Source organism: Methanomassiliicoccales archaeon (assembly GCA_013415865.1).
Lineage (GTDB): Archaea > Thermoplasmatota > Thermoplasmata > Methanomassiliicoccales > UBA472 > MVRC01.
Map to the genome: position 1 here is coordinate 1,804,076 of CP058896.1, position 14,005 is coordinate 1,818,080.

A 14,005-nucleotide genomic window follows, 5' to 3' on the forward strand; every position below is an offset into this window, starting at 1 on the left:
CCGTCCGTGAGCTCCTTTTCCATCAGGACGATGAGGCCGACCGATATAGAGATGGCGAGGGAGCTGGCCAGGTCGGTATGGGGGGACCAGCTGTACAGGGACACCGGTGTCGCCCTCGATTATCCGGCCAGGGACAGAAGGGTGTACGAAGCATACCTGGACCTCGAACCTGAAGGGAATTTCGTGGCCGAGTCCGAGGGAAAGGTGGTCGCCGCGGCATATGCGCATTCATGGGGGTCGGTGGGCTGGGTGGGACCTCTGGAGGTGATGCCCTCACATCAGGGCAAAGGGATAGGAAGGGCATTGATGGAGCGGGCTTCATTTTACCTCGAGTCGTCCGGTTGCACGACGATGGGCGTCGAGACCATGGGGGACAGCGACAGGAACATCAGGTTCTACACGTCCCTTGGATATAGGTTGCATTCGCCGACCTTCGTATATGAGAAGCAATTGGGCGAGAGGGACATCTTTCCGCATGGCGTCGAGGTCAAAACGTCGTTGTCAGAGATCGAAAGGGAAGGGCTAAGGGAGCTGTCCGATGCGGTCTTCCCTGAGATGGACCTGTCAAAGGAGTTCAGGATAGCGACCGAGATGTCGATCGGCCGGGTCCTTCTGATAAAGGACAGCGACCATCGTGAGCGGATATTGGGGGCCGCGATCGTCCATGGGAGGACGGTCGAGGGGCTGACAAGCCATCTGCTCAGGGCCCTTATGGTGGACCCTTATCATGAGGAAAGAAGCTCGCTGTTCTCAAGGTTGATCATGAGCAGTGAGGTCGTTGCCAAGGGGATGGGGGCCAAGAAGCTTTTTTTCACATCCTCTGTTACATCAGCATCGATCTCTGTTCTGGCCAGCGAAGGATATAGGACCATCGCCAACAACGTTCGCATGCTCAAGAAAGGACCTTATTATGAGAGGGGGGACCTTCAGCTCCTGAGCTGGGCCGGCTAGGCGGCCATTACGATGACCCCTGGACAAACGGTAAATATTGAATGCTCGTAGGATAGGTCCGATAAGAATGAGCTACAGGGTCGCCGACCAGGCTTTCAAGGACCTATTCGGTCCGTTAGAAGCAGGGGAGCTCACGGCCACGAACCCCTGCGTGCTCTGTAAAGGCTCCAAGAACCTCTGTGGAAAAGAAAGATGCTCCCTCATGGTCAAGTACTATGCCCATCAGAGGACGAGGCCGCTGATAGACTCCTTAGAGCTGTCAGGGAGCAGTCCACCTGGTGTCTTCGTCGGCAGATATGGTTATCCCAAGGTGGACGTCGGGCCGCTCGTCCCTCCCGACCTTGGCGACACGGGGTTCATGGACACGCCGGAGGAATGGGTCGGCCGCCCGATCGAGGACATAGTGGAATTCCGATTCCGCCTGGTGAGGGGCAAGTTCAAGGTCTCGGTCAAGGACTTTCAGAACGCCGGGAGGATGATGGACCTCACAAGGGACCTTGCATTGTCCATCAATTCCGTCGACGTGGAGGCGAACTTCAGCAAGAGGCCCTCTGGAAAGATAGTATTGGACGATGAGATCCAGCCTTTCGGACCGAGCGCGGCCCTCAAGGACTTCGAGATATCCAACCCTAAGTATGACCATAAGGTTGAGAAAGCGTATTATGACACGGACCTCAGCGCGGTCGAGGCGGTGACATCGCTCTACAAGCAAGGCGTATTGATCTCAAAGCTGCAAAAGGCCTTCAGCGTAGGGGCCTTCGGCATAGAGAGGAACAGGAGGCTGGTCCCGACCCGTTGGAGCATCACCGCCGTCGACGACACGTTGGGTAAAGATCTATTGAAGACCACCAAGACCTTCCCGCAGATCTCGGAATGGAGGGTCTATGACTGGGACCAGCTCGACAACAGATGGTCGGTCCTATTGATGCCGACCTCGTGGAGGTATGAGCTCATCGAGGCGTGGTACCCCAACACGGCATGGAACCCGCTCGGCAGACAGATAGAGGTCATCTCGTCGCACGAGTTCTATGATGGCAGGAGGGAGTATGCAGAGATCGGGGGCTGCTACTACGCGGCCAGGCTTGCGGTCAATGAACTTCTGATGAGGGAGAGGAGGACCGCGGGGGCAGTGATCTTCAGGGAGGCGCATCCCGGTTACATCATGCCCGTAGGGGTCTGGAACGTCAGAGAGAATGTGAGGAGGGCATTGATGCAGAGGCCATCGAACTATAATAGCCTGAACGAGGCGATGTTGCATATAGGCCGGCGCATGGACATACCGGTCAGAAGATGGCTCTCGGCCAGCGAGGTGCTAAAGGACTACCTGCGACAAAGGAGGATCGATGACTATTCTTGACCTCGACCTTTTCTTTGACGATGGCGAGAGGAAAGGGCCGCCGTCCGTCAAGGTCTATGAGGCGAAGGCATCGACCGCCCTGTCGAAGAGCAGCCTGCCAGGACTGGATTTTTGTCTGAACCCCTATATCGGATGCGAGCACGGGTGCATATACTGCTTCGCACCGGACGTCGTAAGGAGGCAAAGGGAGACATGGTCGAGCGAGGTGGGATACCGGTCGAACATCCCTGTGCTGTTGAACAGGGAGCTCAGGACAAAGAGGGGCACGATAGGCATAGGAACGGTAACCGACCCCTACCAGCCTCTTGAGAGGCTGTTGCTTCTGACAAGGAAGTGCCTGCTGGAGATAGCGAGGCACGACAACCCCATCTCCATCCTGACGAAGTCGGACCTTGTGCTGAGGGATATCGAACTTATCAGGTCCACCGCGAGGCCGGAGGTCGGGGTGACCATAACGACCATGGACGCGGACCTGGCATCGAGGATCGAACCGAAGGCGTCACCGCCTGTCGCCAGGGTTGAGACTTTGAGGAGATTGGCCGATTCCGGGATCGAATGCTATGCGATGGTCGGCCCTGTGCTCCCTTTCCTTGAGCAACAGGAGATAAGAGAACTTCTCGGAGCGATCGCGGCCACCGGGTGCAAGAGGGTCATGGCGGACAGGTTGAGGATGAGGCCGGGGCTTGAGATGGCCTTCCTGACGGCGAACATTGTCAGGAGCAAGGGCGTATTGAGCGACCCCTACAGGGCGGAGATGTCGGTCAGGCTTGTAAGGGACGAATGCACCAGAATGGGGATGAGGTTCGAGACAGCGTTCTAGGTCTCACTCTGGAACGAACATTCCCAGGCCGAAATGCGATGCGTAACCTATGGCGAAGGGCCCCTGCACCTCTTTTTCGAACTCGATCCTGAACCCCATTCCATATCTTTCTTGTTCTCCCCTTCGGGACCTCTTGAACTCATACCATTTGACCTGTCGCGACCCTTTTCGAAGGAACGGAATCGGTTGTATCCTGACAGGCGCAGGGAGACCGGCATTCTCACATTCTCGTTTCAGCTGTTCCGCTATCCATTCATCGAATGGTCCACGCCCCTTCCGGTAATAATGTGATGGAACAAAAGGGGTCGCACTCTGAAATGTTTTACAACTTTTAGAGACAGAGGTCCTGTTATGTGCCCCCCATTCTATCGGGACCAAGCTGATGTCCCCCCGACCTCCAGGCTGATATAGGGCTGTCAATCTGTCGAGGATGTTCATCTCGTCCTCAGTGAAAGGTTCTCTCGACATTATTAAAAGATGGTCCAGCAATAGGTCATCATCCATGTCCAATGGCAGTATGTAAACATGCCTGTGACCTGTTATAGGAGATCCATCGCTCTTTTTTCCACTGAATTTGTAAGAGATGGAATCTTCCCCGAACATGGCCTTATTAATGCCCATCAACCTCACATGGACCTGATTGGTGATTTCCAGGCTTTTTGTCATATTAGGTCTAAGGTCCGATTGAAGCTTATAGAGGACAGCATTGGCCCTTTCATATCTTTTTATTCCATGATTCGCAAGTCCATCCTCAGGGTCTGGGACTAAATAATTAATAAATGTTAACAAAGGAGGGCGAGCATCACCCCTTTTTATCATCAGGTCCGTACCATATGTGAGGTTTGTCAACCATCCGCTCGTTCCATCATATGGTTTAACACATGCGACCCTGGAATATCTAAAATTAGGATCAAGGGTTCCCATACAATCCACAGGTGCTGAGTTCCAGGTCATAACCTTATTTTCAACGAGGCTGGCCTCCACCCAGGATTCTGACCTGCCAAGATAGTTGAGGTTTTCAAGGAGCTCTGAAAGAACCTCACGTTGCGTCGAGTCTAATTCCGCTCTTTCCCAAATCATCACGCAAGCTTCACTGGGCTCGACCACAACAAACGAGTCGAAGATCAATTGTTTTTTCAGAGGATTGAAATCATTCTCTGAAAGATAGCTCCTGATGTGGGCCGAACAATATTGTGGCAATCGGTATTTCGGGGCCTCGGATGCCAATGATGAAAGAACTTTGGTCACCTCACCCTCGTTGAGCTGCGGGCATTTTCTTTTCCACACATCAAAAAGCCCCCTAATAAGCCTATAAGGACTAGGTGGCCACTCGATTGCCCCCTCGTTTACATTTCTTCCCCATGGTGTTGCATGATACATGCCAGTGCGAAATTTGATTTCTATAGCGAACATAGTATATCCCCTACCGGGACGATCATTGATCGGTCGAGGTTTCCTTCTGTCTTTATACCGTTACCTCTATTACCCGTTCGTTAGGGGGGCAGAACAGACCTTTGTTATTGCATTCGTCAATCAAGACCCGTATCTTTTGCAATAATGCACCCTCCGTCGGTATGATGAATCCTGATGGCGATGTGACCACTAGCTCTCCGACCTGTTTGAGGTCACAGGACGTTCTAAGTCTGAGCCCTCCACTTAGGAATCTTCTGATTTTATATAAGGACAACACAATCAGAAGTTCCTCAGCGGATTTATCCAGCTTATAACCACGGATAAGGGAGAGATCAAGATTGAAATATGCCTTTATTTTAGCTGCGGTATATTCCATCCTATGATATGGAACGTTTCCATAGACATTGTCTTTATTAAATCCTTTCACACGTAGTTTCCCTGTAGGATCGATTAAATCGTTCTTAACACCGCCCGAGGCCGCTTCCAAGACCTCTTCGGCCTCAATAAATCCGGTAAGTGCTCTGGGTGTCCGGACACGTCCAATCCCCAGGTTCGCCATGAAGACACCATGGATAAGAGAATTAGGATCAAAATAAAAAATTGTCTTGGCTACGGCCCCCCAATCCAAAGGCTGATCATCTCTATATTTTGACATTTGCATAAATTTGTTCTTGAACTGTTCATTGCCGATTATATACGGTGAATTGATTCTATGGGCTTCGATTAAAGAACTAGTCTCAGCATGGGAGTCACCATTTATCTTAACAAAAATGTATGGTAATCCTTCCAATTCCTTTGAAATATGCGGACCATCCCCTTCGATGCAAACTTTCTCTAAGCGATTCGCCATCGACTGGGCGCTTTCGAGAAGGTTCATCCGTTTTCCATCTGGCCTCGTATAAATCGCCGCTCCCAGGTCAGCAAATCCAGTTGGTTGGAATCTGTCACCTTGTACAGGTCTCAACTCGACTTCCGCCAGCATTCTAGACGCATTCGCAAGCTTTTCCATAATGTTTATCTCCTCCATCATTTCCTCACCTCATTAACTCCACAGAATTGTTTTTATCCTTCTATCTTTATAAAATTTACTTTCCACCGGGATTAATAGAGACGCGGCCAATGATAGCTCAGTCCCTTTAATTGGTGCCACATTCACTTTGTTGAATCCTGCCAGATACAGTTGTCTTGAGACGGTTTTTATGGCCTCCTCGCCTCTTCCAGCGAGCAACAGTGGTACCACCTTTGCATCGGCTTTCAGCTCTATCTCCTCTCCCGAATCTGCCACAATAGGGTCCGACAAGAACGTCATTTTCAATATTGCCCAGGTTCGATCGATACGCATTGGACCTACTTTATTATTAAAATCGGATTGAACTTCTTGAAGAAGCCCCCTATCGATATCCCCCCATCTTAGTAGACACATTCCATGTAATAATCGCTCAATCTTTTCCTTGTCAACATTGCCCTTTATAAAGACGTCAATGTCGTTCGGCGTTACTCTGAGTTTACTTTGGAACGGGTTCAAAGAAATACCCGCCTTCTCAGCATCCATCACCCTTCTGATTACGGTGTTAGCCATTTTCGAGTAAAGGTCCCTACCGTTCCAAGAGAGCTGTTCATTCGACCATTTTTTATTTTTCCAATCGAAATAAAGTCCGAGATTGCCACTGATGGGATAAACCGATTCCGTTGGACCAATCGATGCTAAGGCACTGGCAATCCTGAATTCTATGCTTCCATCATTGGCATAGATTAACCACTCTCCACCAAGCGCCTTATCTATGAAAGGCCGATCATCTGACTTTCTTTTAGTCATCTCCATCTCTAACTGCCCTAATGACATCAAAAGTCCTATTGTCTTCACAGGCCCACCGAAATTCAAAGCCTCCATCATCGACTGCTCCACCCTTCGTATCGATGATTTCAATTCTTTCGGAGAATCATCAAAATCCGACAACCATCGTCCTACTCTTTCTAGAATTGGGTTGACCTGCATTATTATTTCAGCTTCCTTTCTAAGACCGAAGGCATATCGGCCTAATGGCACCGAGGCATAGCTCTTACCACGCCTCAACATTATCCCATATCTGCAATATCCCACAACCCCACGATCGGTTCCAAGGGTGCCAACGGCCTCTGCGAACTCAATTGCGGTCGATGCCCTTTTGTTTCCTACGTCTGCTCTTCCTTCAGACATGAAGAAGCGGAATTCTGGCAATCCCACATCCTTCGTCCAAATCGGAGCCCAGATTTCAGATTTAGCATTTCTCTCATCCGCCTCAGATGCAGAAGTATAACCGACTGCAACATTTTTCACAGTGAACGGTGAAGAAGCTGAAGATATGGAGTTCTCTCCTCTTCTTACAATATTCCCTGCCCACAATGTACACCCTTCCATGGCGAGAATAAAGTCCCAAGGATTGGTCGGGAAGTCCTTGCTCTCGATACCTTGTCCCTGATTATAACCACCTGCCCTTCCGGGGTCTATATATCCCACTGGCGACTTCGGAAGATTGCTCACCTCCTCATTGAATAAAGCCCCCCTCAACCATTTTTTAGAAGTTTCCATATCATCAAGCAATGCACAAATCACATTTCCCATGAAAACTCTCCCGTAGTCCATGTTTCCTTCATTCCCTCCGGTCAATAAGATAGGGAATGGTCTGAACTCATCATTATCATCTATCCTGGTAGCTGCGTCAATCCAATCCAACGCTCTGTCAGGGACGACCGACCTGACCATTTTCACGATCTCAGATTTGTTCTCATCACGAAATTTTCTGTTCTCCTTTTTTGTCCTTTTTTTCATTTCCTTTACTAGCTCTTTAAGCCGTTTTTTCTTATCCCTGTCTTTTTTATCTAATCGATCAATGTACGAAATCGTCTCTTCGAGAGTGAGTCCTTTCATATCGGACAGAAATCCATCCTTCTGCAGACCATCCCAGATATTTACTAATACCATCGCATCTTCCAAACGCTTTGCCAAATCCGTCTTTATTCCCAACTCTTTCAATTTGGCTGAGATGACATCATTGGTGGCCAACTCAGGAGGGCAGCCGACCTCTCGACTGAAAAGATCCCGCTCTTCTTTCACAACCTCTTCGTTTGCCGGTTTATCGCCCCTGCTCATCACTTTTTCAATCGCTTGTATGGTCAATCTGTAATCTTGCAATCTGGAATCATTTGATGCGGTTATTATTTCTAAAAACGATCGATTATCCCCCGGATAGAATCCGCTCCCACCGCTCCATGGGTTGGCGATTGGAGATGGAGAATATATGTTCATGAAGAAATCAACGATGTCATCAGCTTCGCCCTTGCATTTTAAACAGAATAACCCATCCGGGGTCCATCGACTTCTTGTATTGGGGTCATACTGCTCTGCTATGATTTTGAACATCCCCAAAGCTTTGAGATAAGACCCAAATGGTTCTATAGTAACCCCCTTGAAAACAATATCGGTCATCAGAACCCCCCACTTGCCCTTTCGTCAGCTGCCTTCAGAATTGCCTCGAGGAATGCCAATCTGAACGGCCCCAATTCAGCCCCGTCCCTCAATCTAAGAACTCGCTCGGTCCAGCTGGGTCGGCCATCATTTCCCCCTCCCAACTCCATTAATGTAAGGTCGATCTCCATTTCTTCGGAAACATGGCCTCCTCCAAGTTCCAACCTTGGGAGCCTGTCCCCATCCCAAACCCCTCTAGCAAATCGCTTGTTGAGGTCATCCGGCTTTTTCTCACCAGGAATCGACTTGATAGACAATCTTACTTTCCCATGATGGGATGCCACCAGATAAGACACCAATGGACCTTTGCCCGCTGCATCCGCCATTAACGCAGAGACCAGTTCATGTCGGAAGTATGTTCTAGGACCTTTGCTCCCAATTTTTCCTTTTGCCCAGATCTTCCTTCCTTCCTTGTCCTGATTTAATTGTATATCAAATTTTTCCTGAAATGCGAAATGAGCCTTTCCAGAGTCGTGCCAATAGGAAGCAGTTATCAATGCATCTCTCAAGTAATCATCCAAAGCAAGGTCATCGAGTATGGCCTGCATACAATTCGCTACATCCTTGTTATGATCCTCAATCGATATCCAATCAGATTCAGAATAGACATCGCTCCCCATCCAAGAATCGTCTTGGATGGTCCATTCGTCATAGAGCGATGGAACTTTTTTTTCCGATTTATGATCCCATCCCAAATCCATGCTATAACCGCCATCAATGCTATCGAGCATAATCAACGACGAAGGCCTGATGCGGTCTGGATTTATTTTTGACCATTCTCCATTCAATTGGTCGTATTGATAACCTTTTATTTCGTTCTGAAGAAATTTTTTTAGCTCATTTATCGGGACATTGCATATCTCATCCCTCGATGGCCACCCCATATCTTCTGGGGGGTCGTTATGGTTAAGGTCCCTCCAGAATACACGTGCATACCTGTCATCTACATCGCGTATATAGCGAGAGACATCCACATCTCCTCCAGTAAGGTCGGAGGTGGTATCGAATAGGTCCATCAGATCCTTTTTCCTGACGATATCATAGACTTTTGTGTCCATCTCAGCATTGGGAAGTTCGGACGGAGAGGCATTTTTTCCTTCAAGCGTCAACAAGACCTCTCGGCTCTTGTCGACCGCATCCTTCTCATAAGGAACATGATAATCCTTGCCGCCAGTCAAATCTAGCCATATTATCTTCCCACTTTCATGCTCGCCGTAGCGGTTGCACCGTCCGAACCTCTGTACCATAGAAGACCAGGGCGCCATGTCAGTTATCAACACTTTGGCTGATACATCAATCCCAGCCTCTACGACCTGGGTTGCAATACAGATAATCCCTTTCCCTTGAGGGCGGTCTAGCAATTTTTTAAGGTTTTCAATACGTTCCCTCTCTCGAAATTGTGAATGAAGGAGAACATGGTCCATTTTTTTCTTGTTGAGCCTGCGGGATAGTTCTTTCGCTCTCTTCACGGTGTTGACGATTACGAGCGTAATCTCGCCTTCAGCCATCTCCTCCATCACAATTTTTTCCAGTTTCTCTATATCGTCAACACCCGACTCCACCATTTTTATTGATTTATTGGCTTGAAGTCTTTTGGCCATATGGGGCATTCTCATCTCTTCATCCATCAATCGTAGACTGTTTTCTGGTCGGGCAAATCTTTCATAATCCACCGACCTTATCCAATCATAGTTCACCGTCGCGCTCATCCATATTGAATGGCATGGCCTGCTCGTCCCGAACATCTGTCTAAATGCCTGAAGCTGCGTCGTAGTGGGCAAACCCGCCCCCATGAGCTGGACCTCGTCCATGATCCAGAGACAATCATTGTTCAAAAGACCAAATTGCATAGGCCATCTATACTTGCTCATACCATATCCACGGTTCAGGGCCCTTGATAGAAGCATATCTTGAGTTCCTATTATGATGGCATCCTTTTCGGGATAGTCATCCCATCGTGGTTCATCGACACCCCCCATGATCTTTACCACAATGATATCTTCGCTGCTTTTCTGTCTGTCAAAGGAATCATCAATTTGTCCTGAATCTCCCGAATGAATTGATTGAGTTCTAGGGGAATTCCCATAACCCCCGCGGGATGTAACATCCATTATGGATTCTCCTAATCTATTCAACCATTCAATTGTCGATTCATAGGTCTGGTCTACTAATGTACGCATCGGGAGACAATAGACCAGGCGGCGAGGGGTCGCTTTCCTCACATCCGGATTTGCATGTCTGCGCCTCCACAGCCAACCAATAATAATTGCAGCCGTTTTCCCCATCCCTGTCGGCACAACGACTGTCTCAGGGAGGTCGACAGACGTTGCGAACCGCACTTGATATGGGTAAGGTTCTACGCCTAATGCCTTTTTAAAAAATACTTCGTAACTTGAATATTGATGCTGCACTGACCAACTCCCCCCTATCATATGCATTTTCCAATGAAATTTTATCGAGATATATTTGATAGAATCGCAATCATTTTTATATTGATATTGCTTGACAGTCAAATTTTTATTGATACCATCTTAAAATAAGCTTATTATCCCAATTATTTTTCTTTCAATGTGGAAAGGATGAACACCGTCCAATCTAAACATGATTTGTAAGAATCTACAAAGGGTGATTATCTGAGAGAAGACCTCTTGATTCCAGCCAGGATGGTGAACGAATACGTCTATTGTCCTAGGCTCTGCTATATTGAGTGGGTACAAGGTGAGTTCAAGGACTCAGCTGACACGGTCGAAGGGAGGCTCGGTCATAAGAGAGTGGATAGGCCTGGCACATCCGTACAAGAGGACGCAATGGACGGTACAGTCATACATTCCAGGTCCGTCACGATCGGAAGTACGAACCTGGGAGCGATAGCGAAGATAGACCTCCTAGAGATCGAAGGTGAGGTCGCCACTCCTGTTGATTATAAAAAAGGGAAGATGCCAGATAATGAATTCAATGCCTATCTACCTGAAATGGTCCAATTGTGCGTCCAGGGACTATTACTGATCGAAAATGGTTTTAAAACAACAGGAGGGGTCATCTATTACATTGCATCAAAGAAACGGGTCACCATATCTTTCACCAAAGAGCTTATAGATAAAACAAAGGAGGCCTTGGCCTCTATGAAAAACATGATTGATGAGGACCGTCCACCCCCTCCCCTGGTCGACAGCCCAAGATGCTATGGATGTTCACTTGCGTCAATATGTCTCCCGGACGAAACGAATGCCATGAAAGGAGTAGGTGAAGAGATCCGGCGTCTGTACCCTTCAAGGGACGATCAGACCCCTATTTATGTTATCGGGGAGGGGCACTCGATAAGGAAGAGCGAAGGAAGGATCGAGATATGGAAAGAGGGGGAGATGGTGGCAGACAGGCCCTTGAACGACATATCCCAGCTGTCGGTCTATGGTAGTGCCAACATCACCATTCCCGCAATGGTTGAACTTATGGGCAGGGGGGTCCCTATCGGTTTCTTCTCTCATTCAGGATGGTTCAATGGATATGCGATCGGCACTTTCAATAAGAACATCGGTCTAAGGATGGCACAATTCAAAACAGGATTTGATGGAACGTTATCAAACAACATTGCAAAGATGATGATATATGGGAAGATCAAAAATTGCAGGACCCTTCTTAGAAGGAATGACAAGGAATGCCCGAGCGAGAGTCTTGAGACATTGGACCTATTGGCAGAACGATGTCTTGAAAGTAAGGACAACAATTCTTTATTGGGCATAGAGGGGGCGGCAGCCCAGATATATTTTTCAAGATTCAATAATATGCTGAAATCTAACTGCCCCTTTGATTTCAATGAGAGAAACAAGAGACCGGCCGGGGACCCCGTCAATGCGGCCTTATCTTATTCATATGGCATGTTGGTAAAAGATGTATTTAATTGTCTTCTCCTGGTCGGTTTTGACCCCTATTTTGGGGTATACCACCGGCCCAAGCATGGAAAGCCCGCGTTGGCATTGGACCTGATGGAAGAGTTCCGGCCCATCATCGCAGATTCAATCGTGATGACCGCTTTCAACAATGGCGAGCTCAAGGAGAGTGATTTCATTATAACAAAGATTGGGACATCCTTCAGTCAGAATGGTAAGAAAAAATTGATAGCGGCTTATGAAAGAAGGATCAACACTGAGGTCACACACCCAGTTTTTGGCTATACTGTTAGCTATAGGAGGATAATCGAGGTTCAGGCTAGACTTCTTGGAAGGGCCATGACAAGGGAGATAGACTCATATCAACCATTCTTGACGAGGTGATGCCATCGGCGGATTGACGTTCTATCTAGTGAGCTACGATATAAAGGATGAGAAAAGGTTGCGTAACGTCCATAGGATCATGAGGGAGTTCGGGGTCCGTTTGCACTACTCAGTGTTCCGATGTGATCTTACAAAACAAGGAAAAATGATATTGATCTCAAAGTTGGAAGAGGTCATCAATCATGATGCGGACAGGATCATGATCGTTGACCTGGGGCCTTCTCGACAATATGACGAGATGAAGATCGAGTTCATCGGTCAAAAGCCCGAAGAGAATTACGTCAACTCGATAATTGTATGATTTCGAGAGGTAGTGTGATGAAAAATGGGCCGACCCCTCTCGAAAGTTAACCCAGTATCAATTAAATCCCGGATAAGTTCTTAATCGATAAAAGTAAAAACACGTAGATCAGATAACCTCTCGAAATTCGGTTAAATCCTATCGAGCCCAGTATCGGAGCGTTTTGGACCGCCGTAACCAGGTTTAATACGACCTGGCCCAATTGAAGCGTGGTAGTATCCGCTCGACCCAAAGAGGTCTTGCTGTAACCAGGTTTAATACGACCTGGCCCAATTGAAGCCCTGGCAAGCTTCAGGCCCGTTACCTCGACAGAATACGTAACCAGGTTTAATACGACCTGGCCCAATTGAAGCCAAATTTAGAGGTGGTTGATTGAGGCGCAGGATAGGTAACCAGGTTTAATACGACCTGGCCCAATTGAAGCAGCGTCTGGTTAACAGCTTTGTCCTTACTTTCATCTGTAACCAGGTTTAATACGACCTGGCCCAATTGAAGCCTTTTGCAGCTGACGGTGCCGTCCATCGCGATACTTGTAACCAGGTTTAATACGACCTGGCCCAATTGAAGCGAGCGGAAAACCGCCCGGAAAAAGAGCTATGAGAGATGTAACCAGGTTTAATACGACCTGGCCCAATTGAAGCTTATCGAAGGAGTAGCCGACGGCGTGGATTTTGAGGGTAACCAGGTTTAATACGACCTGGCCCAATTGAAGCTGTAATCACGGCCGCTCACGGTCGGGACCGCCTTGTTCGCGTAACCAGGTTTAATACGACCTGGCCCAATTGAAGCTTTCTTCTTCTTAGACTTTGTAGGGGTCTTAGGGGGTAACCAGGTTTAATACGACCTGGCCCAATTGAAGCGGTGGCAGCATTCTACGGGACGCTTGATCCGATAAGTAACCAGGTTTAATACGACCTGGCCCAATTGAAGCTTGTTCCTCATCCACATTGTCTGTAGGCCTTGCCTGTAACCAGGTTTAATACGACCTGGCCCAATTGAAGCAGGCAGCTGATATTCGAGGCGATGCAGACGCCGCTGTCGTAACCAGGTTTAATACGACCTGGCCCAATTGAAGCTATGTCAATGCCGACCGATGCAACAGACTCATCCGTGTAACCAGGTTTAATACGACCTGGCCCAATTGAAGCGCCTTCGAGAAGCTGCAGCATATCCATGAGGCGACGATGTAACCAGGTTTAATACGACCTGGCCCAGTTGAAGCTGCCGCTGCCCGATCACCTTCGCGTTGTGCTCGTCGTAACCAGGTTTAATACGACCTGGCCCAATTGAAGCTCTTTCTTCTGACAATCTCCGTGGTACAGTACGTAGTAACCAGGTTTAATACGACCTGGCCCAATTGAAGCTAGCCGGTCGCTCTCTCATTGGC

At 48.2% G+C, this 14,005-nt stretch carries 9 protein-coding genes and 1 CRISPR repeat array; of the genes, 5 read left to right on the forward strand and 4 right to left on the reverse strand.

The features are described from left to right. Positions 1-6 precede the first annotated feature (6 nt). The 3 genes from HPY73_09160 to HPY73_09170 all read left to right on the forward strand — a co-directional run bounded on the left by HPY73_09160 (position 7) and on the right by HPY73_09170 (position 3,128). Positions 7-951 (forward strand): GNAT family N-acetyltransferase, encoded by a 945-nt coding sequence (locus tag HPY73_09160; GenBank protein ID QLH75572.1) that lies wholly within the window; start codon positions 7-9, stop codon positions 949-951. 67 nt (positions 952-1,018) lie between these two features. Beyond that, complete coding sequence (locus tag HPY73_09165; protein ID QLH75573.1) at positions 1,019-2,308, forward strand: hypothetical protein; 1,290 nt, start codon at positions 1,019-1,021, stop codon at positions 2,306-2,308. After that, entirely contained in the window at positions 2,295-3,128 is an 834-nt protein-coding gene (locus HPY73_09170) for a radical SAM protein (protein ID QLH75574.1), read from the forward strand. The genes HPY73_09165 and HPY73_09170 overlap by 14 nt, the downstream gene beginning before the upstream one ends. 3 nt (positions 3,129-3,131) lie before the next feature. Here the strand turns inward: HPY73_09170 and cas5u6u are convergent, their stop codons facing one another. The 4 genes from cas5u6u to cas3 are packed head-to-tail and all read right to left on the reverse strand — an operon-like array spanning position 3,132 to position 10,559. After that, entirely contained in the window at positions 3,132-4,541 is a 1,410-nt protein-coding gene (gene cas5u6u, locus HPY73_09175; GenBank protein QLH75575.1) for a type I-U CRISPR-associated protein Cas5/Cas6, read from the reverse strand. 52 nt (positions 4,542-4,593) lie between these two features. Next, positions 4,594-5,553: a type I-U CRISPR-associated protein Cas7 gene (gene cas7u, locus HPY73_09180; GenBank protein ID QLH75764.1), complete on the reverse strand. Its 960-nt coding sequence runs from the start codon at positions 5,551-5,553 to the stop codon at positions 4,594-4,596. Positions 5,554-5,583: 30 nt separating this feature from the next. Further along, positions 5,584-8,007: a type I-U CRISPR-associated protein Csx17 gene (csx17, locus tag HPY73_09185; GenBank protein ID QLH75576.1), complete on the reverse strand. Its 2,424-nt coding sequence runs from the start codon at positions 8,005-8,007 to the stop codon at positions 5,584-5,586. Beyond that, complete coding sequence (cas3, locus tag HPY73_09190; GenBank protein QLH75577.1) at positions 8,007-10,559, reverse strand: CRISPR-associated helicase Cas3'; 2,553 nt, start codon at positions 10,557-10,559, stop codon at positions 8,007-8,009. The genes csx17 and cas3 overlap by 1 nt, the downstream gene beginning before the upstream one ends. Positions 10,560-10,709: 150 nt before the next feature. Here cas3 and cas1 point away from each other — a divergent pair, with 150 nt between their 5' ends. Together cas1 and cas2 are read left to right on the forward strand one after the other, a co-directional pair. Then, a complete protein-coding gene (cas1, locus tag HPY73_09195; protein ID QLH75765.1) occupies positions 10,710-12,317 on the forward strand; it encodes a CRISPR-associated endonuclease Cas1 in 1,608 nt (535 codons plus the stop codon). Positions 12,318-12,321: 4 nt separating this feature from the next. After that, positions 12,322-12,618 carry a CRISPR-associated endonuclease Cas2 gene (gene cas2 / locus HPY73_09200; GenBank protein ID QLH75766.1) on the forward strand — a complete coding sequence of 99 codons (297 nt, stop codon included), beginning with the start codon at positions 12,322-12,324 and terminating at the stop codon, positions 12,616-12,618. 173 nt (positions 12,619-12,791) lie between these two features. Next, positions 12,792-13,982: a CRISPR direct-repeat array (repeat unit 36 nt; unit sequence GTAACCAGGTTTAATACGACCTGGCCCAATTGAAGC). The last annotated feature ends 23 nt before the right edge of the window (positions 13,983-14,005 follow it).

Coding starts and splice junctions, on each gene's coding strand:
- cas5u6u (QLH75575.1), bottom strand. CDS start 4,541: ATGTTCGCTATAGAAATCAAATTTCGCACTGGCATGTATCATGCAACA.
- HPY73_09165 (QLH75573.1), top strand. CDS start 1,019: ATGAGCTACAGGGTCGCCGACCAGGCTTTCAAGGACCTATTCGGTCCG.
- csx17 (QLH75576.1), bottom strand. CDS start 8,007: ATGACCGATATTGTTTTCAAGGGGGTTACTATAGAACCATTTGGGTCT.
- cas1 (QLH75765.1), top strand. CDS start 10,710: ATGGTGAACGAATACGTCTATTGTCCTAGGCTCTGCTATATTGAGTGG.
- HPY73_09170 (QLH75574.1), top strand. CDS start 2,295: ATGACTATTCTTGACCTCGACCTTTTCTTTGACGATGGCGAGAGGAAA.